This window comes from Streptomyces musisoli (assembly GCF_016741855.1).
Lineage (GTDB): Bacteria > Actinomycetota > Actinomycetes > Streptomycetales > Streptomycetaceae > Streptomyces > Streptomyces musisoli.
This window is the reverse complement of the sequence record NZ_JAERRH010000016.1, coordinates 94,480-116,350: the sequence shown is the minus strand read 5'-3', so window position 1 is coordinate 116,350 and position 21,871 is coordinate 94,480. Positions and strand designations below refer to the sequence as shown.

The following is a 21,871-nucleotide window of genomic DNA, read 5'->3' as shown; positions in this document are numbered from 1 at the left end:
AACGCTTACGTGAGTTGAGGCGATCGCGAACGACCTCCGCCCGGGGTTCAAGCATGTGTTCGACGCTCCTCTGTTCCATGGTGCGGCAGAGCGGCCGGTACCCGCCGAACTCTGACCGGAATTCGCGGCATGGGGCAGGCCCTCGCGCACTCCTTATGGGCATGGACGTCACCGTCGAACAACTCGCCCAGGCCAGACTCGTCACCGCCGAGGACCGGGAGCTTCCGGTACCGGCCACCCTGCGCTACTCCGCGGGCGACCCCCTCGCCGTGTTCCTGGACTTCCCGGCCGAGGCCGCCCTGCACGGGGAGGAGGTGACCTGGACCTTCGCGCGCTCCCTGCTCGACCAGGGGCTGCGGGCCCCGGCCGGCCACGGGGACGTGCAGATATGGCCGTACGGGCGAACCCGGACGGTACTGGAGTTCCATTCCCCGCACGGCATGGCCCTGCTGCTGTTCCAGGCCGCGGCGCTGCGGCGCTTCCTGGTGAGCACGTACGAACTGGTGCCGTGCGGCCAGGAAGACGTGTCGGCGGTGGTGGAGCGGGGGCTGAGCACGCTCTTTGGCGGGGTGTGAGCCGCCCGGGGACCCGGCCGGGCGCCCCGCCGCGAGAGCCTGACCATGGCCGGCCCCGATCGCTTACCGGAGAACGGCTGGTACGACTTCACGGTGACCGTCGACTCCGGCGGGACCTGGTCGCGTCGGTTCACCGGCCACCTGGAGACGGGCGCCGCGAGCGTCAGCGGCTGACCCCGGCGTACAGGTCCGGGCGCGGTGCCGGCTCGACGGTCGTCCGGGCGCCGGTCTCCAGCGCCCGGACCCCCGCCTCGGCGACGACGGACGCCGCGTAGCCGTCCCAGACGCTCGGACCGGTGACCTCGCCCCTCCGGGTGGCGTCGACCCAGGTCTGCACCTCGCGGTCGTAGGCGTCGGCGAAGCGGACGAGATAGTCCTGCGCCACCTCCTCGCGGGCGCTGCCCGCCGTGGTGACCACCATGGTGTGCTCGTCGCCGATCCGCGCGCTGCCCCTCTCGCACACGGCCTCGCAACGCACCTGGTAGCCGAAGCCGCAGTTCACGAAGACCTCGACGTCGACCAGTGCGCCCCCGTCGGTCTCGAACAGCACGAACTGCGGGTCGAGCAGCCCCTCGGGCGCGCCCCCGGACGGCGTGGGCCGCAGCACGGTCACCGCAGTCAGCTCCTGCCCGAGCAGCCAGCGGGCCGCGTCGATCTCGTGCGAGACCGAGCTGTCGACCAGCATGGCGCTGGTGAAACGGGCGGGGGAGGAGACGTTGCGATGGGTGCAGTGCAGCATCAGGGGCCGGCCCAGGCCGCCCCCGTCCAGCAGGGCCTTCAGCCGCCGGTACTCCGTGTCGTAGCGGCGCATGAAACCGATCTGCGCCAGCCGGCGGCCGAGCCGCGCCTCCGCCTCCAGGACCCGCAGGGCGCCTGTGGAGTCCGGCACCATGGGCTTCTCGCACAGCACGGGCAGGCCCCTGCGGAAGGCCGCGAGCAGGGCCTCCTCGTGGTCGGGTCCGGGGGAGGCGATCAGGACGGCCTCCACTCCGGGCGCGTCCAGTGCCGCCACGGGGTCCTTGAGCACGGTGACCCCGTCGAGCCCGGCCGCGGCCTCCGCGGCCCGATCGGCATCGGGATCGGCCACCGCCGCGACCCTGGCGCCGCTGACCACCCGGTCGAGGCGTCGTATGTGGTCGGCCCCCATGTGTCCGGCACCCAGTACCGCAACTCCCAGCAGGTCAGCCATGAACGCGCTCCCTCACGCCGACGATCACGCCGTAGCGTACGCCGACGCGAGGGCCGCTCCCCGGGGCCGGTGGCGCGGCGGGTCAGTACCGCAGCACTCCCGCGATCCCGTCCTCGTCGCCCAGCGCGCCGTCGGGCACGAAGCGCACCTCGGCACCGGTCTCCAGGCACTGCTCGACGATCTCGTCCACGATGTCGTCGCGGGCGTCCAGGTCGCCGGGTTCGGCCGGGACGAGATGCTCGCCGAGGTCGCGGACGGTGGCCCGGAAGTTCTCCTCCACCGCCAGCAGCCGGACCCGGCCGTCGCGCGCGTTCTGCCACAGCTCGTCCAGACCGGCCGCGAACGTCCGGTGACCGCGCGCCGAGGTCAGTTCGCGCACCACGGCCGTGGTGTCCTTGTGGGCCTCGGCCTCCAGCACCGGCCGCAGCGCCTGCCACACCGCGTCGGGGCCCGCCTGCGCGAGGCCGCCGTGCGGGACGTGGACGGCGGCCTTGGCCACGCTGCCGACCTCGTCCAGCAGGGACAGTGCCGCCTGCTCGCCGGTGACGTACACCGGCCGGGGCTGCTCGCGCAGGACCGCGCCCATGGCGGTGTCCGCCTCGCGCAGGAACTGCCTGGTGCCCTCGTCGCTGAAGATGCTCGGCAGGCCGCCCGTACGCATCTGGCGCTCGGGGTCGAAGTTCTCCTGCCGGCGCTCCAGCGGGAAGCCGCCCGAGCGGTCCTGCACCACACGGTCCTCGCCGCCGCTCCACAGGGTGGCGCGGTCCGCGGAGACGGACAGCACCCAGAACGGCCGCTCCGCGGCCTGTGCGGCGACGAGATTGCGGGTGAGGAAGGTGTCCGAGAGCACCACCCGCTCGGGGACGGGGCGGGCCAGGGACCACACCTGGTGCTCACCCGGTGCGGCGAAGATCACCAGGCCGTCCTCGGCGTGCGCCAGGTCCACCTCGGCCAGGGCCCGGTCGAGGTGTGCCACGACGTCGGCGCGCCGCTCGCGGGTGACGGCGGGGTCGGACTCCAGGCGTTTGCGTGCCTTGGTCACCATGTTGCGCAGGCGGACCGGATCCTGGCCGCCTCCACGTTCCCCACGGTGCGTCGGGGTCAGTACGGAGACCGCCGGGTAGGGGCGCGGGCGCCGCAGTTCGGCGAGGGTCGCGGGACTCAGTGCGTGCTCCATGACAGCACGATAGGGCGGAATCACCTTTGCGGCATTCGGGGTAATCCGGACCTCGGTGACTTCCCCGGCCGCCGCCGGATTCCTCGCCGGACGCCGGTGACGCGGGACCGCGCGGCCGGTTACCGTACCCGTCAGTAACCGGACCGTGCCGCACCCCAGGAGGCCCTCATGCCACAGCTCGACGTCGACGGAGCGACGCTGAGATACGACGACGAGGGCCCCCGCGACGCGGCGGACGCGCCCCTGGTGTTCGTGCACGGCTGGACCGCGAACCGGCACCGCTGGGACCACCAGATGGCGCACTTCTGCGCCGGGCGCCGGGTGGTCCGGCTGGACCTGCGCGGTCACGGCGAGAGCACGGGGGCCGGCGTGCGCACGATCGCCGAGCTGGCGCGGGACGTCCTCGCGCTGCTCGACCACCTCGGGGTCGAGCGGTGCGTGCTGGTCGGCCACTCGATGGGCGGGATGATCGCGCAGACGATCGCCCTCGCGCACCCCGAGCGGGTGGAGCGGATGGTGCTGGTGGGCTCCATCGGCCGGATGACCTACAGCCGTGGCCGGGGGCTGCTGATGGCGGCCTCCACGCTGGTGCCGTACAAGCTGTTCGTGGCCGCCAACATCCAGCGGGCCTTCGCGCCCGGTTACCCGCGCGAGGAGATCCGCGCGCACATCCGCGCCTCCGCCGCCACCCCGCGCGAGGTCGTCATGACGCTCTACGGTGCGATGCGGGCCTTCGACGTCCTGGACCGGGCCGGCGAGATCTCCGTGCCGACCCTGATGGTGCACGGCTACCACGACGTCCAGCTCCCGGTGCGCCAGATGCTCCGGATGGCCAGGGCCTATCCCGACGCGGTCGTGCGCGTCCTGGACGCGGGCCACGAACTGCCACTGGAGAAGCCGGCCGAACTCACCGGCGCCCTCGACTCGTTCCTGACCGCGAAGCCGTGAGGCCGTTCCCGGTGCGAGCCGGGGCCGTGTGACGTCTCCGGGGTGCCGCCGGGGCCCGGCGAACGGTCGCCTCTCCGGGATCGGACGGCTGCGGGGGAGCGGCAGCCGGACTCCGTGAGCCGGGCGAGGCACCGGAGGCGCGGTGTGCTTGGGGAAGATTTTGCCCGTGGCCGGTTCCTGCGGCCGGGGCGGCGGCAGCAGGCCCCTCCATGGATTTCGCCGAGGCAAAACCCGGCCGAAACCGTGGGGCGGCCGGCCCCGCCGCGCCGCTCCCGCGTTGACTCGGCCGGGCACCTGACGGACGCTCGTCATATAGGTGCTCGATACAACTGGTTGCCGGTCGGCCCCCGCCCGCCGAGAAAGCGCAGGTGAGCGCGGGCCCGCCGGGAACCGGAGGCGGGAGGCAGCGCATGTGCGGCATCACCGGATGGGTCTCCTTCGACCGTGAGCTGACGGCCGAGGCCGCCACACTGCACGCGATGACCGAGACCATGGCCTGCCGGGGCCCGGACGACCGCGGCACCTGGACCGAGGGCCCCGCCGCCCTCGGGCACCGCCGGCTCGCCATCATCGACCTCCCCGGCGGCCGGCAGCCGATGTCCGTGCCGACACCCGACGGCCCCGTCGCCCTCGTCTACTCCGGCGAGACGTACAACTTCACGGAGCTGCGCCGGGAACTGACGGACCGCGGGCACCGGTTCAGCACCGACTCCGACACCGAGGTCGTGCTGCACGGCTACCTGGAGTGGGGCGACGCGGTCGCCGAACGGCTCAACGGCATGTACGCGTTCGCCGTGTGGGACGCCCGGCACGACAAGCTGGTGATGATCCGCGACCGCATGGGCATCAAGCCGTTCTACTACCATCCGACCGCCGACGGAGTCCTGTTCGGTTCCGAGCCCAAGGCGATCCTCGCCAACCCGCTGGCCCGGCCCCGCGTCACCCGGGACGGTCTGCGTGAGCTGTTCGTGATGGTCAAGACGCCGGGACACGCCGTCTGGGACGGCATGCGGGAGGTGGAGCCGGGCACCGTCGTCACCGTCGACCGCTCCGGCCTGTCCACCCGCGTGTACTGGCGCCTGGAGACCCGCCCGCACACCGACGACCGCGACACCACGATCGCCACCGTGCGCTCGCTCCTCGACGACATCGTGCGCCGCCAGTTGGTCGCCGACGTGCCGCGCTGCACCCTGCTCTCCGGCGGGCTCGACTCCTCCGCCATGACCGCGATCGCCGCCCGTCAACTCGCCGCGCAGGGCGAGAGGGTGCGCAGCTTCGCGGTCGACTTCGCCGGCCGGACCGAGCACTTCGTCGCCGACGAACTGCGCGGCACCCCCGACACGCCCTTCGTGCACGACGTCGCCCGGCTCGCCGGCACGGACCACCAGGACTTCGTGCTCGACTCCGACTCCCTGGCCGACCCCGCCGTGCGCGACCAGGTGATCCGGGCCCGCGACCTGCCGTCCGGCCTCGGTGACATGGACACCTCGCTGCTGCTGCTCTTCCGCGCCATCCGGGAGAAGTCCACGGTGGCCCTCTCCGGCGAGTCGGCCGACGAGGTCTTCGGCGGCTACCTCCAGTTCTTCGACGAGGAGGCGCGCCGCGCCGACGGCTTCCCCTGGCTGGCGAACATGGGCCGGCACTTCGGCGAGGACGCCGGCGTGCTGCGCGCCGACGTCACCAAGTCCCTGGACCTGGAGGGCTATGCCGCCGACGGCTACCGGACCGCCGTCGCCGGCATCGACCGGCTGGACGGCGAGAGCGACTTCGAGTACCGGATGCGGCAGATCAGCCACCTGCACCTGACCCGCTTCGTGCGCATGCTCCTCGACCGCAAGGACCGGATGAGCATGGCCGTGGGCCTGGAGGTCCGGGTGCCGTTCTGCGACCACCGGCTGGTCGAGTACGTCTACAACGCGCCCTGGGCGCTGAAGTCCTTCGACGGCCGCGAGAAGAGCCTGCTCCGGGAGGCGGCGGCGGACGTCCTGCCGCGCTCGGTGTACGACCGGGTGAAGAGCCCCTACCCGTCGACGCAGGACCCGCGGTACGCCCGCGCGCTTCAGGAGCAGGTCAAGGAGGTGCTCGCCACGCCCTCCCACCCCGTCTTCGACCTGGTCGACCGGGACCGGGTCCGCGACGCCGCCGGACGCACCGCACCGGTCAGCACCCAGGCGGCCCGGCGCGGTCTGGAACGCACCCTGGACCTCGCCCGGTGGCTGGACCTCTACTCGCCCGAACTGGTCCTCGACTGAGCCGGCGTTCAGCCCAGGCCGATGGCCCGGTCCGCGGCCGCCGCCGACGGCTTCCACCACGTGGTCACCGGCTCCCAGACGAGAGCCTGCCGCCCGGTACCGAGCTGCGCGGCACTGAAGGACCGGCCCCAGTGCGTGGTCGACGCCGCCACCGTGACCGTGCCCACCCGGCGGGCCTCGGGGTCCGCCGGGTCGGCGATCGTCCGGACGTCGGCGTAGCCGGTGCCGCCCGCCGCGAGCCGGTGGCCGCCGGTGCCGCCCAGCGGTACCGGCAGCGCGGCCCCGTCCAGGTTCCCGAAGGTCACCGTGGGCACGCGGTCGACGACGCAGGCGCGGGCGCCGCGGTTGGTGACGCTGACCCGCAGCACGGTCGGATCGCCGTCCGCGGCCTTCGCCCGCATCGTGAGCGACTTCTCGGCGCAGCGGGCGGTCCGGGTCTGTCCGGTGGCGGCCTGACTCTGCGACGAGGTCAGCAGCAGGGCCGCCACGGCGGCCGAGGCGGCGGGTACGGCGATGGCGGCGCGGATGCGCATGAGGTGTCCCCCTGTCGTGGACGTGTGGGATACGGCGAAGGGCGCCTGCCCAGTGTGACGGCCGTCATGTCCCGGAGGCTGCCCCGGTTCGTGGCTGATACCCGCTTGCGCCACTTTCGCCACCGGCCTGGGGCGGACGGGGCCGTCAGCCGCTGCCGCCCGAGGTCAGGCGGTCGGCCGGCGCGTCCGCCGGGCAGGAGCCGCCACCCGGGGGCAGCGTGCCGTAGAGCAGGAAGTCGTTGACCTTGCGGTGCACGCACTTGGACGAGGAGTACCCGGTGTGGCCCTCGCCCTTGTTGTCGAGCACCACCGCGGACGAGCCGAGCCGGCGGGCGGTCTCCTCGGTCCACCGGTACGGCGTCGCCGGGTCGCCGCGGGTGCCCACGAGCAGCATCTTCGCCGAGTGCACGTCCTTCACGCGGTCGCGGATGAAATCGGTGCCCTTGGGGCGGCCGTAGCACATGAGCAGCTGGGTGAGCCGGTAGCGGCCGAAGACCGGCGAGGCCTGGTCGTACGCGGACCGCAGGTCCGTCAGGTCCTTGGCGAGCCGTGTCGCGGTGGGCCGGTCGGGGTCGTCCGCGCAGTTGATCGCCATCAGCGCGGACGACAGGTTGTCCGCCGGGACGTCCTCGGCGTCGACCAGTCCGCCGTCCGTCCGGCGCCGGTCGCCGGGCAGGGCCACACCGCCGGTGGAGAAGGCCAGGACACGCCGGGCGTCCCCGTCCTCGACCAGCGAGACCAGCGCGCGTTCCAGAGACGGCCACAGCTCCTTGCTGTAGAGGGCCTGCCCGATGGCGCCCACCAGGTCCTGGCCGGAGAGCGAGCCGCCGAAGCCCGTGGGCACCGGGTTCTCGTCGAGCGAGCGCACCAGCCGGAGCACCCCGTCGCCGGCCATGCGCCGGTCCTGCCCGAACGGACAGCCGATGTCCGTCGTGCACCAGTCCAGGAAGTCGTCCAGTGCAGTCTGCTGCCCCTCGGCGCCCGCCACGCCCTGCTCGGCCAGGGACTCGGTCAGCGTGTCCACGCCGTCGAGGGTGATCCGGCCGACCTTGCCCGGGAACTGCGCCGCGTACACCGCGCCGAGCCGGGTGCCGTAGGAGAAACCGAGGTAGTTGAGCTTGCTGTCGCCGAGCGCCTGGCGGATCACGTCCATGTCGCGGGAGGCGTTGATGGTGCCGATGTGCGGCAGCACCGGTCCGGAGTTCCGGGCGCACAGGTCGGCGGCCTGCCGCAGCTGCTTGAACAGCGCCTGCGGATGACCGATGTCGGTGTGCTCCTCCGTCACGAGGGAGGCTTCTTCACTGCCCTCGCCGCAGCTGACGGGGGACGAGCGGCCGACGCCGCGCGGGTCGAAGGTGACCACGTCGTAGCCGTTGGTGAGGTCCATGAACTGCCGGCCCCCGGAGGCCAGCTCGGAGATTCCCGCCCCGCCCGGGCCGCCGAAGTTCAGCAGCACCGAGCCCTGCGACGTCCCGGTGGCGCGGTAGCGGGCCAGCGCCAGGTCGAGCGTGCCCGCGCCGGGCCTCGCGTAGTCGAGCGGGACGGTGACCCTGGCGCACTGGAGGTCCTTCGGCATGTCCGGCCCCTCGCAGGCGCCCCAGACCGGCTTCTGCCGGTAGAACCGCGACAGGTCCGGCTGCGGCCGGTCGGCGGCGGCCGCGGGCAGCCCGGCTCCGAGCAGCGCCAGGGTGAGCGCCGAGGCACCCGCGCAGCGCCGCACGGCGGGCCGTGTGGACAGCATGGCCAGCATCGCTTGCCTCCCGGGCGCGCCGCGGACCGGGGACGGCGCCCTCGGATCACCATAAGCGGCTCCCGGTCGGCACGCCTGCGGGCGAGCGCGGCGGCACCCTCTGTCGTACCCTGCGCACCCTCCGTGCCCGGTTGGTGATCATTCAGTGGCTTTACACGCAGTTCGATAACACTGCCGCTCGATGGGGTGAAAGACCGATAAGCCATAACTCTGATGGTTCGCCTGCGTTTTACGGGGTGCGGGTGAGTGCCCGCGACGAAGTCTGGAAGGCAGGGAACCTATGAGACGGGCTACCCGAAACGGTGTGATCGCCGTCGCCGCCGCGTCCGGCGCGATGGCCGTGGCGCTCCCGGTGTCCGCGGCCTTCGCGGCCGACGGGGCCGGCGCAGACGGTACGGCGGCCGGCTCGCCCGGGCTGGTCTCCGGCAACGGCATCCAGCTCCCGGTGCACGTGCCGGTCAACGTCTGCGGCAACACGGTGAACGTCGTGGGGCTGCTCAACCCGGCCGCGGGCAACGCCTGTGCCAACACCGGCGGAGCCAAGGCCGGCGGCGCGGGGAAGAGCGGCGGATCGGACGCGTCGGGCGGTGCGTCCGCCCACGGCGCCGCCACCGACTCGCCCGGCGTGCTCTCGGGCAACGGCGTCCAGCTCCCGGTCGACCTCCCGGTGAACGTCACCGGCAACAGCGCCAACGTGATCGGGGTGGGGAATCCGGCCATCGGCAACGAGTCGGTCAACGGCCCCGTGGAGCAGCCCCGCCGGCCCCCGCGCACCCCGGCCGTCCCCGAGCCGCGGGCCCCGAAGCCGCCGGCGCACGCCCGGTCCCACGCCGCGCGCCCGGCGACGGCCGCGCTGGCCCACACGGGAGCCGACCTCACGGCACCCGCCGTCGCCGGCAGTGCCGCGCTGCTGGTCGCGGGCGCGACCCTGTACCGCCGCTTCCGCCCGGGGCGCACCGACTGATCCGGCGCCCGCACGGCCCCACCGGAGCGCACCGCAGCGCACCGGCGGGGCCGAGCCGGCCGACTCCGGCGCCACGGTGCACGGAGTTCGTGACCTCCTTCGACAAGGTGGTCGAGGGGAGGACCAGGACCTCTCTTCCGGATCCCGGGTCGGCCGCAAGGCACCGTGGGCCCGATCCGGGACCCGGAAGAAAGGCGCCGGCCCGGACCGAGGAACCCGGCCGAACTCCTGCGCCGCACGGCCACCCCGGTCGACCTTCCGTGCCGCACGGCCCCCCCGGTCGACTCCCGTGCCGTGTGGCGACGTCGGCCGGACTTCCGTCCCACGCCGCGATGTCGGCCGGACTTCCGTCCCACGCCGCGGTGTCGGCCGGACTTCCGTCCCACGCCGCGGTGTCGGCCGGACTTCCGTCCCACGCCGCGGTGTCGGCCGTCGGACGCGCCGGGCATCGGCCGATCTCCCCATGGTGCGGCCCCCGTTGATCCGGAAGGATGCTGCGGGCGGCCCGGCCGAGAGCCGTGCCGTACGACAGCCCGACCCGAAGGAAACGGAGCGCACCGATGACCCCTGCGGCCCCCCACGAACTCGTCGTCACGCAGGCCACCCTCGCCGACTGGCCGGTGATCAGCGCGTGGGCGGCGGCGGAGGGCTGGAATCCCGGGCTGTCCGACGGTCCCGCCTTCTTCGCCCAGGATCCCGAGGGGTTCTTCCTCGGCCGGCTCGGCGGGGAACCGGTGTCCGCCATCTCCGTCGTCAACCACGGCGCCGACTACGCCTTCCTCGGCTGCTACCTCGTCCGCCCCGACCTGCGAGGCCAGGGACACGGCCTCACCACCTGGAAGACCGCCCTGGCCCACGCCGGCAGCCGGACCGTCGGCCTGGACGGAGTCGTCGCCCAGCAGGACAACTACCGGCAGTCCGGTTTCCGGCTCGCCCACCGCACCGTCCGGTACACCGGCGCCGCCCCCGAGAGCGCGACGCCCGCCGGCGTGCGCCCGGCCGGACCCGCCGACCTGGCCGCGCTCACCGCCTACGACAGCGCCTGCCACCCCGCCGACCGCCCCCGGTTCCTCGCCGAGTGGCTCACCGGCCCCGGCCACCGCGCCGTCGTCCGCGAGGACGGCGGGCGCCTCACCGGCTACGGCGTGATCCGCCCCGGCCACGACAGCCTGCGCATCGGCCCCCTCTTCGCGGACACCGCCGACGACGCCCGGGCCCTGTTCGCCGCCCTCACCGAGGACTCGGCCGGCCGCGAGGTCGCGATCGACGTGCCCGAACCGAACGCGGCCGGCGTCGCCCTCGCCGAAGAGGCGGGCCTGCGCCCCTCGTTCGAGACCGCCCGCATGTACACCGGGCCGGTGCGCGGGTACGCCGGGGACCGCGTGTTCGGCGTCACCACACTCGAACTCGGCTGACGCTCAGCCGCGGTGGGCGCGCCCGGTGTGGCAGCGGCGGTGCAGCTCCCGTACCTCGTCCACCAGCTCCGGCACCGGCCCCTCCGCGGTCACGCCGGGGGCGACCTCCGGCACGGACAGGGCGCGCACGGGCGCGGCGGGCACGCCCCACTCGGCCAGCCAGCCGGCGAGCTGTGCGGAGGAGGCGCCTCCACCGCCAGCTCCAGACAGCGGCGCAGCTCACCGTCCCGCGTCATCGGCCTCTCCGCACCTCATGATCTCCGGCCCGGCAGGTTACGGCCACCGCGCCCGCCTCGGCCACCGACCTCGCCCCCGGGGCAACGGCGTGCCGCGCCTCCCGGGCAACAGCGCGCCGCCCGGCCGGGAAGGCGTGCCGGCGGCCCGCCGCGACCGTCACGAGAGCCAGCAGGACCGGCGGGAACGCGGTCCACGGCACCGCCCCGGCGCCCAGCGCGTCCAGCGCCAGGCCGCCGATGAGCGAACCCGCGGCGATACCCGCGTTGTACACCGTGGTCTGCAACGAGGTCGCCACGTCCGCGTCGGCCGGCCCCGACGCGTCCACCAGCGCCGTCTGGATCAGCGTGGGCGCCCCGCCGAAGGCCACGCCCCACAGCCCGACCGCGCCGACCAGCAGCCCGTGCGCCCCGGCCCCCAGGCCAATGGCCGGCAGCACGCCCGCGACCAGCGCCAGCGCGACGAGCAGCGTGCGCCGCGGGAACCGGTCGATCAGCACACCGGTGAGCCAGATCCCGCCCACCGTCGCGATGCCGAACACCGCGAGCAGCACGCCCGTACGGCCGTACCCGGCATGCGCGCCGAACGGACCGACGTACGTGTACATCACCTGGTGCCCCACCAGAAGGAACAGCGTCACGCACAGCACCGGACGGACCCCGGGGCGGACCGCGACCCGGACGAGCGGCACGCGCGCGTGCGGCGGCTCACCGGGAAAGCCGGGCACCCGGAGCCGCACCCAGCCCACCAGCAGCACGGCCAGCAGGGCCAGCGTGCCGAACGCCGCCCGCCAGCCCACCAACTGGGCCAGCGCGGTACCGGCGGGCACGCCCAGCGCCAGGGCCAGGGTGATCCCGGCCAGCACCACGGCGATGGCCCGGCCGCGCCGTTCCGCGGGCACCATGCGGGCCGCGTAACCCGCGAGCATCGCCCACAGCGTGCCGCCCATCGCCCCGGCGAGCAGCCGGGCCGCGACCGTGAGCGGGTACGACGAGGACAGCGCGACCAGCGCGTTGCTGACGGCGAACCCCAGCAGCGCACCGCACAGCACCGGCCGCCTGGGCAGCGAGCGCAGCGCGGCGGTGACCGGGACCGCGGCCACGAAGGAGGCGGCGGCGTACGCGGTGACGAGGAAACCGATCCGGGATTCTGCGACGCCGAGCGGGGCCGCCATCGCGGGCAGCAGGCCGGCCGGGAGGAGTTCGGTCAGTACGGCGGTGAACGCGGCACAGGACAGGGCCAGCAGCCCCGACCACGGCAGGCGACCGCCCTTGACCTGGGAGGACAGGGTCATGCGACCATGGTCGAAGCCTCACATCAGTGTGAAGGTCAAGCGTGGATCCAGGAGGCCGGCATGCGGATCGGTGAGCTGTCCCGGCGTACGGGCGTCCCAGCCCGGCTGCTGCGCTACTACGAGGAACAGCGGCTGCTCCACCCGGAGCGCGGCGGGAACGGCTACCGCAGCTACCCCGAGTCCGCGGTCGCGCAGGTGCAGCAGATCCGCGGCCTGCTCGACTCCGGCCTGACCACCGGGATGATCCACGCGATCCTGCCGTACCTCTGCGGTACCGGCCGGCTCGTGCCGGCCCCCGAGAGCGTGCCGGTGGAGACGGCCGCGCTGCTCCAGGGGCACATCGACCGCATCCAGGCCCGCATCGACTGCCTGGCCCGCAACCGCGACCGCCTCACCGCCTATCTGGCGGCGGTCCGCACGGAAGGCCGCTGAACCTCCGCACCGGCCCGCGCTGAGCGCCGGCTCAGTGCCGGGTCCGGCCCCGGTCCAGGGCGGCCACTCCCAGGGCGGCCAGCGCGATCTGGACGAACCACTCGATCCAGTCGGGGCCGTCGGTGTCGGCGACCCCGAACCCGGCGGCTATGGCCGAGCCCAGCAGTGCGGCCACGATGCCGACGGCGATGGTCCACAGGACACCGATGCGCTGCCGTCCGGGGACGACCAGCCGGCCCAGCACACCGATGACGATGCCGATCACGACGGCACTGACGAAGCCTGAGATCTCCATGGCCCTGCCTCTTCGACGCTCCCGCGGGTGAACCCCGCTGCCATGGAATCTGCCCGCGCCAAGGCGGAGCCACTCCGCACCGGTTGCGGCCGGAAGCCTCTGTTCACCACACCTGGATGCCATGTACCTTTCAACCATTCGACGCGTGGCCGAAACCCTCAAGCGGGTTCTACGCGCGCAGACTTGGCGCCCGCACCGCCTCTCCCCATCCCTCATGGAGGTTTGTTCGGATGCTCGGATCCAGGAGAGCCCGCCGCAGATGCACCACCGCCCTGGCCGGATTCGGACTGCTGCTCACCGGGGCCGCCGTCCAGGTCGGCGCCGGCGCCCCCGCCCACGCGGCGGCCACGCACCGCATCCTGTTCGACAACGCCCACGCCGAGACGGCGGGCAACGCCGACTGGATCATCTCCACCAGCCAGCCCGACCCCCTCGGCCAGGACTCCTCCCCGTCCGCCGAGACGGACTGGACCGGCGCCCTGTCCTCCTGGGGCGTCGCGCTCCAGAAGACCGGCGGCTACAGCCTGAAGAGCCTGCCGTCCGGCTCCGCGCTCGCCTACGGCGGCTCGCCCGCGACCGACCTGTCGAACTTCGACACACTGGTCCTGCCCGAGCCCAACACGTTGTTCACCAGCGCCGAGAAGACGGCGATCATGAACTTCGTCAAGAACGGCGGTGGTCTGTTCATGATCTCCGACCACACCGGCGCCGACCGCAACAACGACGGCGAGGACGCCGTCGAGATCTTCAACGACCTGATGTCGAACAACAGCGTCGACTCCACCGACCCGTTCGGCTTCTCCGTCGACTCGCTGAGCATCGGCTCCGACCACCCCGCGGCGATCGGCGACAGCACCGACCCGGTGCTGCACGGCTCCTTCGGCACCGTCGGCAAGAGCCTGATCGCCAGCGGTACGACCGCCACCCTCAAGCCCGCCGACAACTCCTCCGTCAAGGGTCTGCTCTACCGCACCGGTTACTCCGGCAACACCGGCGCCTTCTTCGCCACCAGCACCTTCGGCAGCGGCCGGGTGGCGTTCTGGGGCGACAGCTCCCCGATCGACGACGGCACCGGCCAGTCCGGCAACACCCTCTACGACGGCTGGAACGACTCCGGCGCCACCAACGCCGCCCTCGCGCTCAACGCCACCGAGTGGCTGGCCGGCGCGGGCGGCAGCGGCGGAGGCGGCGGCTCGACGTCCTGCACCGCCGCACAGCTCCTCGGCGACAGCGGCTTCGAGTCCGGCAGCGGCACCTGGAGCGCCACGAGCGGTGTCATCACCGACTCGGCGAGCAGGGCGGCGCGTTCCGGCTCGTACTACGCGTGGCTCGACGGCAACGGCACCGCCACCACCGACACGCTCTCCCAGTCGGTGACCATCCCCTCCGGCTGCTCGGCCGCACTCGGCTTCTATCTGCACGTGGACACCGCCGAGACCACGACCAGCACGGCCTACGACACCCTCAAGGTCCAGGTGCTGAACAGCTCCGGCACGGTCCTCGGCACCCTGGCGACGTACTCCAACCTGAACGCGGCCTCCGGCTACACCAAGCGCGGCTTCGACCTCAGCGGTTACGCCGGCCAGACCGTCACCGTGAAGTTCACCGGCACCGAGGGCTCCAAGTACCAGACCTCGTTCGTCGTGGACGACACCGCGCTCGACGTGAGCTGAGCGGCGTGAGCCGGTCCCGGTGACAGGGAGGCGGGCCGCCCGGGCCCGCCCCGTCAGGCCGCCGGCCCGGACCCGCTCCCGTCAGGCCGCCGGTCCGGGCCCGCTCCCGTCAGGCCGCCGGTCCGGGCCCGCCCCCGCCGCCGTCAGGCCGCCGGCACCGTCCGCTCCGGCGTGTTCCAGCCGGAGACCCGCACGCCCGGCGCCGAGCCGTGCAGATCGGCCGTCCGGTAGGTCGCGGTCACTGTCACCGACTCGCCCGGCCACAGGCTCACCTCGTTGTCCGACCAGCGCACCGGCAGCACGGGCTTGCCTCCGGCGTCCACGAGGTGGGCGTCCGTCAGCAGCGCCGGGGTCGTCCCGCCGCCGGCGTGGCGCAGGGTCACCGTCGTGGTCGACGTGCCGTCCGACGAGCGCGTGGTCGCCGTCGCCGACACCGGCGTCTGCGCCATCGAGGCGAGCCCCCCGAGGTCGGCGTAACGCGTCGTCGGCGTGTAGTACCAGGTGGTGCCGTCCCAGTTCAGGGCGTCGGGCTCGGTGGAGAGCCAGTACACGTTCCGGCTCACCTCCTTGCCGTCCGCGTCCGTCAGCGCCAGCCGGAGCAGGTACGTGCGCGAGAGCCCGCTCACCGAGGACGGCAGGGTGAGGGCCGAGGCGTGGGCGCCGTTGCCCGCGACCGTCATCCCGGTGACGGTCTTGTCGTACTTCCGCGTGCCGTCGGGGTCGAACAGCGTGGCCCGTGCGGAGAGTCCCTGTGCGCCCTCGGGCCTGTTGTTCACCACGACGACCGACCGGTTGTCGTAGGAGTACTGGACGTGCAGCGGTTCGTTCGCCTTCTTGGCGCCGAAATAGGCGCCGTTCTGGTCCAGGTAGCGGTCGGTCAGCTGCCAGTGCAGCGAGGTCCAGCCGCTGTTGAACATCCAGTGGATCACCCCGGTGGCCGGCTGCTTCGCGTCGGTCGCGTTGCGCCCGTACGCCTCGAACTGGGCGCGCACGTTCTCGTACTGGGCCAGCTGGGCCTTGCGCACGTAGTCGGTGAGGCCCGTCGGGGCGCCGTAGCGGCCGGTGAGCGCCTTGCCGTAGATCAGCAGCGTGCCGAAGGTGGAGGACGGCGAGCGGTGGTACTGCTTGGCGTCGGGGTTCCTCCAGAGGGTGTCCAGTTCGGCCGGGGTCATCATCCGGCGCAGGGTGTCGAGGGTGGGAATGCTCGGGCCCGCGCTGGTCTCGGAGTTGAAGCCGGTGGCCCCGCCCTCGCGCTTGGCGTACCAGTAGCCGGGCGGCACCCAGTCGTAGGGGCCCGTCATCTTCATGCCCGAGGCGCCGAGCTGCGGGGAGGAGGCGTCGGAGGCGGCGGGGACCACGGGGACGGGCCAGTCGGCCGCCCGCAGCGCGTCCAGGTAGCCCTTCTCGATCGCGGCGTCGGGGGCGGAGTCACTGCCGATCAGGAAGGACAGCACGCTCGGGTGGTCGCGCAGCCGGGCTGCCTCGGCGGCCATGGACGCCTTCGCGACGGCGTGGTCGGCGTCGTTCCACTTCTCGCCGGACCCGCTTGGGTTGACCTCACCTTCCCACTTGTCGCAGCACTCCCAGCCCGGCAGGGTGAGCACGCCGTGGCGGTCGGCCAGGTCGAAGAACTCGTCCGGCTCCAGATGGCCTTCCAGGCGGATGGTGTTCAGGCCCAGGTCGACGGCGTACTTCAGACGGTCCTCGGCGTACGCGCGGTCCCAGCGCAGGAACTCGTCCGGGGACCAGCCGCCGCCCTTGACCAGCAGTGCCCGGCCGTTGATCCGGTACTGACGGGCGCCGTCGGAGTTCAACGGGGCCCGCACGTCGCGGATGCCGAACGTCTCGTGCGCGGTGTCCGAGGTCTGACCGGCGACGGTGGCGGTGAGGTCGAGGTCGTACAGCGGCTGTCCGCCCATCCCGGCGGGCCACCACACCCTCGGTTCGGTGAGGTGCAGTCCCGGGGTGCCGGCGGGGGAGAAGGTGACCGTCCTGGTCTCGTGGGCGGCCAGCGACACGGTGGTGCGGAACTCCGTCCCGCCGATGCTGCCGCCGATGTCCGCCGTGACGGGCGCGCCCGTGTCGTTGCGGGCCCGGGCCTTGACGGTCAGGTCGGCGGTGGCGAGGGAGGGTACGGCCAGCTCGGTCGTCACGTGGACGTCGCGCAGCGCGACCGGGCCGGATCTGCGGACCACGACGTCCCGGACGATGCCCATGTTCCGGTCGGGCGGCGGCTGGAGCCAGTCGAGCCAGCCCATCGTGAGGTCCTTGTTCGGGTCGTTGGGCCGGACGCGGAAGGCGACCGTGTTCGTGCCCGACCGGACCAGTGAGGTGATGTCCAGCTCGTGACGGGTGTAGGCGCCCCTGACGTCCGTGGCCGACCCCGCCTGCCGGCCGTTGACGTAGACGTCGGCCGCCGAGACGACGCCGCTGAAGTCGAGGAAGGTGCGCCGGGCGGTGTCCTCGACGGTGAAGTCGGAGCGGTACCACCAGGGCACCTCGAAGTCGGCCCGCGCGATCTTCCGAAGGTTCGTGGAGTAGAACGGGTCGGCGTAGACGCCGTCGGCGAGGAGCGCGGCCAGCACCGTCGAACGCGGGCCCGCCGGGTGCCAGCCGGTCGCCGGATAGCCGGGGGAGGAGACGGCCGCGGCGGAGTCGCTCACCTTGGCCGTGGACTGGACGGCGAAGCCGGCGAGCGGCGTGCTCGCGCCGGCGGCGCCGGAGACCCGGGTGGTCTCGGCCCGCCCGTGCGGCGCGGCCGGCCGGCGTTCCCCGGCCCAGGCGCCGGAGGCCAGCGTGGCGAGCAGCCCGAGGACGAGCGTCGTGGCGGTGTACCGGCGGGCGGGAGCGGGGCGGGGGAGCAACACGAGGGTCTCCAGGCTCGTAAAGTTAGGAAACCTTACAAATCTGGTTCAAGCTAGGGTCCGCCGGGAGCCGTGTCAACGAGCGTGGCCGTGGCCGGCGTGATGACGGGTCAGGTTCCGGCCGTCCGGCGCTCGAAGACCAGATCCCGGGCCGTGTCCAGTGCGGTGGCCACCGCGCCCAGCAGGACGGCGTCCTCGCCGAGCCGGCTCGGGGCGATCCGGGGGCGCAGCGGGGTGAGCGTGCGCACGTGCTCCCGTACCGGCCGCAGCAGCAGGTCGACGCTGTGGCCGACACCGCCGCCGAGCACCACGAGGTCCGGGTCGAGGACGGCGGCGGCCGCCGCCACGGTGTGCGCGATCCGCTCGCCCTCCAGCTCCACCGCCCGCACGGCGTCCGGATTCCCCTGCCGGGCCGCGTCGAACACGGCCTTCGCCGTGAGCTGCCCGCGCATCCCGAATTCCCGGGCGGCCTCCACCACGGCCTCCCCCGACACCGCGTCCTCCAGCCGCTCCGGCTTCTGCCGGCCGTGCCACGGCAGGAAACCGATCTCCCCGGCCAGCCCGTGGCCGCCCGTGAACAGCCGGCCCTCGCTGACGATCCCCATCCCGAGGCCGGTGCCGATCATGATGTAGGCGAAGAGCCGGCTGCCCGCGCCGACACCGAAGGCGTACTCGCCGAGTGCCGCCAGATTGGCGTCGTTGTGCACCTCCAGCGGCACGCCCAGGTCCGTGCGTATCCGGTCCACGAGCCCGGGCCGTCCCCAGCCGGGCAGATGCATCGCGTACCGCACCCGCCGCTGCTGCTCGTCGTACACCCCCGGCGTGCCGATCACCCCGTGCACCACCCGTGCGGGGTCCACGCCCGAGTTCGCCACGACCTGGCGGGCGGTGGTCACGACCAGGCCGGTCAGGGCGGCGGAGGCGCGGGCCCGGTTGCGGACGTCGGCCCGGGCGACGAGTGTGCCGTCGAGATCGGCCAGCGCCACGCGCAGCCAGCCCCGGCCGATGTCCACGCCGAGCGCGTACCCGGCCGCGGGGTCGGGCGCGTAGAGCACGGCGGTGCGTCCGCGCTCCGGGGCGTGCGTGCCGACCTCGTGCACCAGGCCGGCCGCCGCCAGCGAGGCGAGCGCGCTGGACACCGTCGGCTTCGACAGGCCCGTCTCCCGGGCGAGTTGGGCGCGCGAGGCGGCGCCGAGGCGGCGCAGCCGGTCCAGGAGCAAGCGCTCGTTGGTGCTGCGCAGGCGTCGGCGGCTCCAGGTCTGTTCCTGCGCCTCTACGGCGTCGCTGGCGGGCATTGCACCATTCTCGTGCATTTCTGACGCGTACTTGACGCCTCTAGTAAGTCTCCTTAACTTTATCGGCCACGTCGGCCCCGCCGGGTGCCGTGGAGCGTCGCGTCAGGAGCCCCCATGTCCGGTAGCCCGCCACCCACGGGTGGTTTCGTCCGCCGCGTCGGCCTGTTCCAGGCCACCGCGATCAACATGAGCCAGATGTGCGGCATCGGCCCGTTCGTGACGATCCCGCTGATGGTCGCCGCGTTCGGTGGACCGCAGGCGGTCGTCGGGTTCGTCGCCGGCGCGGTGCTGGCGCTGTGCGACGGGCTGGTCTGGGCCGAGCTGGGCGCCGCCATGCCCGGCTCCGGCGGCAGTTACGTCTATCTGCGCCAGGCCTTCCAGTACCGCACCGGCCGCCTGATGCCGTTCCTGTTCGTGTGGACGGCGATGCTCTTCATCCCGCTGATCATGTCCACGGGCGTGGTCGGCTTCGTCCAGTACCTGGGCTATCTCGCGCCCGGCCTGGACCGGACCGCCGGTGACCTGATCGGCCTCGGGGTGATCGCCCTGGTGGTGGTCCTCCTGTGGCGCGGCATCGAGCACATCGCCCGGATCACCGCCGTGATGTGGGTCGTGATGATCGCCTCCGTGCTGCTGGTGATCGCCGCCGCGGCCACCGACTTCAGCCCGCACCTGGCCTTCACCTATCCGGCGGAGGCCTTCGACCCGACGAGCGGCCACTTCTGGCCCGGCTTCGCCGCGGGCCTGACCATCGGCATCTACGACTACCTCGGCTACAACACGACCGCCTACATGGGCGCCGAGATCAAGGACCCCGGCCGTACGCTCCCGCGCTCCATCGTCTTCTCGATCCTCGGCATCATGGCGATCTACCTCCTGCTCCAGATCGGCACCCTCGGGGTCGTCGACTGGCGCCGGATGACCGACCCGCAGGACATCGCCTCCACCTCCGTGGCCTCCGCGGTGCTGGAGGAGACCTGGGGCAGGGGCGCGGCCGACGTGGTGACCGTGCTCATCCTGATCACCGCGTTCGCCTCCGTCTTCGCCGGCCTGCTCGGCGGTTCCCGGGTGCCCTGCGACGCCGCCCGCGACCGGGTCTTCTTCCGCCCGTACGAGAAGCTGCACCCCAGGCACCGCTTCCCCGTGCTCGGCCTGGCCACCATGGGGGTGATCACCGCCGTGGGCTTCCTGATCGGCCGCCACACCGACCTCGCGACCCTGATCCAGTTGCTCACCACGGTGATGGTCATCGTCCAGGCGCTCGCCCAGATCGTCGCGCTGACCGTCCTGCGCAGGCGCCGGCCGACGCTGTCCCGCCCGTACCGGATGTGGCTCTATCCGCTGCCGGGCGTCGTCGCCTTCGCCGGCTGGTGCGTGATCTACGGGTACGCCGACAGGAACTCCCCGGGCCGCCGTCCCGTCGAGTGGTCCCTGGCCTGGCTGGCTCTCGGCTGTGTGGCCTTCCTGGTGTGGGCGCGGCTGGAGAGGGTGTGGCCGTTCGGACCGAAGGAGATCAGTGAGGAGTACGACGCGAGCCCGGCACCCGTCGAAGTGGGCTAGGTGTGCTGTCCGGAGAGGTCGGTGACGCGGCCGGCTCGGGTGTGGCCACCGATTCCGGTGCGGGGTCGGTGGTAGTCGTACCTGAAGTCGCTGCCGGAGACCGGCCGGACCCTGCCGCAGGAACCGTGGCTGGTGCCGTCCCGCTGAGCGGCGGCGGGCAAGCGCGAGCCGGTCCGCCGAGGCGGACCGGCCGCACTGTTCCCTGCTTCCTTTCCTCGGTCTCCTCTTTTACGGCTTGGGGACGCTCTTCGCCGCCGTGCCGGCGCATATCAGTCCGAGGACCAGGGCGAGGGCGCCGATGACGATGTTGTTGACGATGACGCCCGCGTCCGGGCTGCTGCCCACGATCCACGGAGCGATGATCATCCAGATTCCGAGGGCGCACATGGCCCAGCTGAGGCCGTACATCCGCTCGGGGGCCCGGGTGAATCCGAGAGCCAGGAGGCCTATCGCTATGCCCATGATCAGGTTGTGGACCATGAGTGAGGGCTGGCCGGCCGAGTAGTGCACGATCCACGGGGATGCCGCACAGTACAGGCCGAGCAGGAACACCGGCCCGTCCACGAGCGCCACATCACGACCGCCGAGCATGCGGGCGTAGCGTTCCCGCATTTCGGAGACATCAGGGTGACTCGCTATGTCACCCCTGTGCAGGTTGGCCATGAGCCGTCTCCTTTGGCTTTGCAGAACGGACCGCGTCTGGTACGGGTGCGGTAAGCGCCGCATAGTCCAGTTTGCCCTTATCCGGTCTTTATGTGTAGAGGTGGTCGGCTCCGGTCCGTCCTTCCAGATCGTGGCGCAGCCGGCGCAGTCCCCTTCGCGCGTGGCTCTTGACCGTGCCCAGCGGCCACCCCGTCCGCTCCGCGATCTGGGTCTGGGTGAGGTCCTCGTAGTACGCCAGCCGCAGCACCCGCTGCTGGGACGTGGGGAGCTTGGCCAGTGCCTGCCCCAGGAGGACACGGTCGAGGGCGGCCTCGGGCCGGCCGGCGCCGGGCTCGTCCGGTGGCAGGGCCGCACCGGCGGCCGCGACCAGCTCGCCACGACGCGTCCGGGCGGACAGGGCGTCGGCGATCCTGCGCCGGGTGATACCGACGATCCACCCGGCCACCGTCCCCCGATCGGGCCGGTAGCCGCCGCATCCGCGCCAGACGCCGAGGAACACCTGCTGGGTGACGTCCTCGGCCTCCGCGGCGTCGCCCAGCGTGCGCCACGCCAGCATGTGCACCATGCGTGCCCAACGCTGGTGGACGGCGGCGAGGCAGGCGGCGTCGCCGGCCGCCAGCCCCCGCATGAGGCGCTCGTCGCTGAGCGGCTCCCCGGCGCCGGGCCACGGCGGTGCGCCGGGGAGCCGGCCGGCCGGAACCCGGGAGACGGTGGCGGCGGCGGTCGGATGCGGGCTCATGACGACGGCTCCTTCGTGT

General features: G+C 72.9%; 18 protein-coding genes and 2 pseudogenes. 9 read left to right on the top strand and 11 right to left on the bottom strand.

The annotated features are described in order from the left end of the window. Positions 1-161 precede the first annotated feature (161 nt). Both JK361_RS31120 and JK361_RS31115 read left to right on the top strand, forming a co-directional pair. Positions 162-575: an SsgA family sporulation/cell division regulator gene (locus JK361_RS31120; protein WP_201824562.1), complete on the top strand. Its 414-nt coding sequence runs from the start codon at positions 162-164 to the stop codon at positions 573-575. Between the two features lie 69 nt (positions 576-644). Continuing rightward, positions 645-749, top strand: a pseudogene (locus tag JK361_RS31115) (phospholipase domain-containing protein); the annotation flags it as partial. On the opposite strand, the gene JK361_RS31110 reads toward JK361_RS31115, so the two are convergent. Further along, positions 739-1,764: a Gfo/Idh/MocA family protein gene (locus JK361_RS31110; RefSeq protein ID WP_201824560.1), complete on the bottom strand. Its 1,026-nt coding sequence runs from the start codon at positions 1,762-1,764 to the stop codon at positions 739-741. The pseudogene JK361_RS31115 and the gene JK361_RS31110 overlap by 11 nt on opposite strands. An 82-nt stretch (positions 1,765-1,846) precedes the next feature. Next, entirely contained in the window at positions 1,847-2,941 is a 1,095-nt protein-coding gene (locus tag JK361_RS31105) for a baeRF3 domain-containing protein (RefSeq protein ID WP_201824558.1), read from the bottom strand. Between the two features lie 168 nt (positions 2,942-3,109). On the opposite strand from JK361_RS31105, the gene JK361_RS31100 reads away from it, so the two are divergent. After that, positions 3,110-3,889, top strand: coding sequence for an alpha/beta fold hydrolase (locus JK361_RS31100; RefSeq protein WP_201824556.1), 780 nt, complete (start codon positions 3,110-3,112; stop codon positions 3,887-3,889). A 410-nt stretch (positions 3,890-4,299) separates the two neighbouring features. Further along, on the top strand, positions 4,300-6,141 hold the full coding sequence (gene asnB, locus JK361_RS31095) for an asparagine synthase (glutamine-hydrolyzing) (RefSeq protein ID WP_201824548.1): 1,842 nt from the start codon (positions 4,300-4,302) through the stop codon (positions 6,139-6,141). Between the two features lie 8 nt (positions 6,142-6,149). On the opposite strand, the gene JK361_RS31090 is transcribed toward asnB, so the two are convergent. Both JK361_RS31090 and JK361_RS31085 read right to left on the bottom strand, forming a co-directional pair. After that, positions 6,150-6,674, bottom strand: a complete 525-nt coding sequence (locus tag JK361_RS31090) for a DUF4232 domain-containing protein (protein ID WP_201824546.1) — start codon at positions 6,672-6,674, stop codon at positions 6,150-6,152. A 145-nt stretch (positions 6,675-6,819) separates the two neighbouring features. Next, on the bottom strand, positions 6,820-8,424 hold the full coding sequence (locus JK361_RS31085) for an alpha/beta hydrolase (RefSeq protein WP_201824544.1): 1,605 nt from the start codon (positions 8,422-8,424) through the stop codon (positions 6,820-6,822). Positions 8,425-8,704: 280 nt separating this feature from the next. Here JK361_RS31085 and JK361_RS42450 point away from each other — a divergent pair, with 280 nt between their 5' ends. Together JK361_RS42450 and JK361_RS31075 are read left to right on the top strand one after the other, a co-directional pair. After that, positions 8,705-9,388, top strand: coding sequence for a chaplin (locus JK361_RS42450; RefSeq protein ID WP_201824536.1), 684 nt, complete (start codon positions 8,705-8,707; stop codon positions 9,386-9,388). A gap of 560 nt (positions 9,389-9,948) precedes the next feature. After that, positions 9,949-10,803 carry a GNAT family N-acetyltransferase gene (locus JK361_RS31075; protein ID WP_201824534.1) on the top strand — a complete coding sequence of 285 codons (855 nt, stop codon included), beginning with the start codon at positions 9,949-9,951 and terminating at the stop codon, positions 10,801-10,803. Positions 10,804-10,806: 3 nt separating this feature from the next. Here the strand turns inward: JK361_RS31075 and JK361_RS31070 are convergent. Both JK361_RS31070 and JK361_RS31065 read right to left on the bottom strand, forming a co-directional pair. Continuing rightward, positions 10,807-10,989 (bottom strand): annotated as a pseudogene (locus JK361_RS31070) (hypothetical protein); the annotation flags it as partial. 46 nt (positions 10,990-11,035) lie between these two features. Next, positions 11,036-12,331 carry an MFS transporter gene (locus JK361_RS31065; protein ID WP_201824532.1) on the bottom strand — a complete coding sequence of 432 codons (1,296 nt, stop codon included), beginning with the start codon at positions 12,329-12,331 and terminating at the stop codon, positions 11,036-11,038. Between the two features lie 60 nt (positions 12,332-12,391). On the opposite strand from JK361_RS31065, the gene JK361_RS31060 reads away from it, so the two are divergent. Further along, positions 12,392-12,763, top strand: a complete 372-nt coding sequence (locus tag JK361_RS31060; protein WP_201824530.1) for a MerR family transcriptional regulator — start codon at positions 12,392-12,394, stop codon at positions 12,761-12,763. A 31-nt stretch (positions 12,764-12,794) separates the two neighbouring features. Here the strand turns inward: JK361_RS31060 and JK361_RS31055 are convergent, their stop codons facing one another. Continuing rightward, complete coding sequence (locus JK361_RS31055) at positions 12,795-13,058, bottom strand: GlsB/YeaQ/YmgE family stress response membrane protein (RefSeq protein WP_201824528.1); 264 nt, start codon at positions 13,056-13,058, stop codon at positions 12,795-12,797. 230 nt (positions 13,059-13,288) lie between these two features. Between JK361_RS31055 and JK361_RS31050 the strand changes: the two genes are divergently transcribed. Then, on the top strand, positions 13,289-14,731 hold the full coding sequence (locus JK361_RS31050; protein ID WP_201824526.1) for a hydrolase: 1,443 nt from the start codon (positions 13,289-13,291) through the stop codon (positions 14,729-14,731). A gap of 143 nt (positions 14,732-14,874) precedes the next feature. Here JK361_RS31050 and JK361_RS31045 read toward each other — a convergent pair whose 3' ends face one another. Next, positions 14,875-17,595 (bottom strand): glycoside hydrolase family 2 protein, encoded by a 2,721-nt coding sequence (locus JK361_RS31045; RefSeq protein ID WP_201824695.1) that lies wholly within the window; start codon positions 17,593-17,595, stop codon positions 14,875-14,877. Between the two features lie 110 nt (positions 17,596-17,705). Further along, the gene (locus tag JK361_RS31040; RefSeq protein ID WP_201824525.1) at positions 17,706-18,890 is read right to left on the bottom strand and encodes an ROK family protein; all 1,185 of its coding nucleotides are present in this window, start codon (positions 18,888-18,890) and stop codon (positions 17,706-17,708) included. Positions 18,891-19,004: 114 nt separating this feature from the next. Between JK361_RS31040 and JK361_RS31035 the strand changes: the two genes are divergently transcribed. Continuing rightward, a complete protein-coding gene (locus tag JK361_RS31035) occupies positions 19,005-20,450 on the top strand; it encodes an APC family permease (protein WP_201824523.1) in 1,446 nt (481 codons plus the stop codon). A 228-nt stretch (positions 20,451-20,678) separates the two neighbouring features. Here the strand turns inward: JK361_RS31035 and JK361_RS31030 are convergent, their stop codons facing one another. Further along, positions 20,679-21,113: an SPW repeat protein gene (locus tag JK361_RS31030; RefSeq protein WP_201824521.1), complete on the bottom strand. Its 435-nt coding sequence runs from the start codon at positions 21,111-21,113 to the stop codon at positions 20,679-20,681. Between the two features lie 88 nt (positions 21,114-21,201). Beyond that, complete coding sequence (locus JK361_RS31025; protein WP_201824519.1) at positions 21,202-21,852, bottom strand: sigma-70 family RNA polymerase sigma factor; 651 nt, start codon at positions 21,850-21,852, stop codon at positions 21,202-21,204. Positions 21,853-21,871 lie beyond the last annotated feature (19 nt).